This window comes from Mesorhizobium sp. M7A.F.Ca.CA.004.04.2.1 (assembly GCF_004022825.1).
Taxonomy (GTDB): Bacteria; Pseudomonadota; Alphaproteobacteria; order Rhizobiales; family Rhizobiaceae; genus Mesorhizobium.
Map to the genome: position 1 here is coordinate 1 of NZ_RZPH01001445.1, position 1,081 is coordinate 1,081.

The 1,081-nt window shown below is 64.5% G+C and carries 2 protein-coding genes; both read left to right on the plus strand.

The window, feature by feature from the left end:
• Positions 1-28 precede the first annotated feature (28 nt).
• The gene (locus EN893_RS35260; protein WP_127271578.1) at positions 29-589 is read left to right on the plus strand and encodes a DUF192 domain-containing protein; all 561 of its coding nucleotides are present in this window, start codon (positions 29-31) and stop codon (positions 587-589) included.
• Between the two features lie 20 nt (positions 590-609).
• A partial coding sequence (locus tag EN893_RS35265) for an alpha/beta fold hydrolase (RefSeq protein ID WP_164901447.1) occupies positions 610-1,081 on the plus strand: 472 nt, incomplete at its 3' end.

Here is a 1,081-nt window from a genome sequence, read left to right on the forward strand (position 1 = left end):
CTAGGGCGTTTCCGGCCGAGGATTTCGAATGGCTTACAGGAACTGGCTGACCGCGGGCGCGATGTGCGCGATTGCCTTCATCGCCGCCGCCGGTGGTTACTTCTATTCCGAAAAGCCGACCTCGGCGGACAGCCGGGCGATGATCCTTCCAGCCGATCCGGCGCCATTGGTCGTGGTGACGAAAGGCGGTGATCGCTCTTTTTCCATCGAAGTCGCCGACACCGCCGCGGAGCGCGAGGCCGGCTTGATGTACCGCCAGGACATGGCGGACAACCACGGCATGCTGTTCGTCTTCGAGGTCCAGCAGCAGGTTGGCTTCTGGATGCACAACACGCCAATGCCGCTTGATCTGATTTTCGTCGGCCAGGATGGCAAGATCCGGGCGGTCAAGCACGGCGAGCCGCAATCGGACGCCGTCGTTTCGCCCGGCGTACCGGTGCGCTTCGTGCTCGAGCTCAAGGCCGGCACTGCCGCCAGGAACGGCATCGAGTATGGCGACCTTTTGCGCCATCCGGCCGTGGGCACGGTATCCGGCCCCGGCATGCCACCAGCCGACAATGGCGATGCACCCAATGGCGGTGGCGGTTGAGCACACAGGCGGGATCGCAGATGCAGTCTTTCACCCATGACGGCTTCGAGCTTACCTTCCTCGACCGCCAGCCGGCATCGGGCGAGGGCGATCCGGTGCTGATGATCCATGGCTTCGCCTCGAGCCATTATGTCAACTGGGTGTCGCCCGGCTGGTTCAAGACGCTGAACGACGCCGGTTACCGCGCCATCGCCTTCGACAATCGCGGCCACGGCTCGTCGTCCAAGAGCTATGAGGAGGCCGACTACACGCCGGTCAAGATGGCTTCCGATGCCGCTGCCTTGCTCGGCCATCTCGGCATCGGGCGCGCTCATGTCATGGGTTATTCGATGGGCGCGCGCATCGCGGCGTTCATGGCGCTGTCCGATCCGGACAAGGTGGCGACGCTGGTCTTCGGCGGTCTCGGCATCGGCATGGTCGACGGTGTCGGCGATTGGGATCCGATCGCCGCCGCCTTGCTTGCCGATGATCCGGCCGCCACCAGCCCTGTCT

Bases quoted from the DNA above. Each gene is read 5' to 3' on its own strand.
- EN893_RS35260 (WP_127271578.1), top strand. From the start codon at position 29: ATGGCTTACAGGAACTGGCTGACCGCGGGCGCGATGTGCGCGATTGCC.